Source organism: Vibrio sp. OPT46, from assembly GCF_015163535.1.
Lineage (GTDB): Bacteria > Pseudomonadota > Gammaproteobacteria > Enterobacterales > Vibrionaceae > Vibrio > Vibrio alginolyticus.
Genome location: NZ_JADDYG010000692.1, coordinates 1 through 393, shown reverse-complemented (window position 1 = coordinate 393; position 393 = coordinate 1). Strand labels below are relative to the sequence as shown.

General features: G+C 38.2%; 1 protein-coding gene. It reads right to left on the bottom strand.

Annotation, left to right across the window (positions count from 1 at the left end):
* A partial coding sequence (locus tag IQR33_RS34330) for an HNH endonuclease (RefSeq protein WP_228014130.1) occupies nt 1-383 on the bottom strand: 383 nt, incomplete at its 3' end.
* Nucleotides 384-393 lie beyond the last annotated feature (10 nt).

Here is a 393-nt window from a genome sequence, read left to right as displayed (position 1 = left end):
GTAGTACCGCATTTTTCTGGACCTTGGATTTTTGCTAAGTAATTTGCAACCCAAGATATTCGAACGTAAGCATTGAGCTCCTCCTGGGTCAAAGAGGGACAAAAAACTAAAGTGGCAAGTTTATTATCTGCAACAAAACCCAGATGTTCACACATATGACATAGAGGGCATTTACACTCAAAGTTAATGATTTCGTTATGTTTGTGATTCCCATCCTTGTGATGAACATGTTGATACTTTTCTGAACGAAAATGGCAATCAGTACAGCGATAGTCAACATCTGATAAAAACTCCACCCTTTTTAGTTGAAAGTCTTTATCATCAGATGGTTCTGGTGGTTCTGATAAACGCCATTGATGGCTTCTACTAACACCTATGAACATTACTCACCTA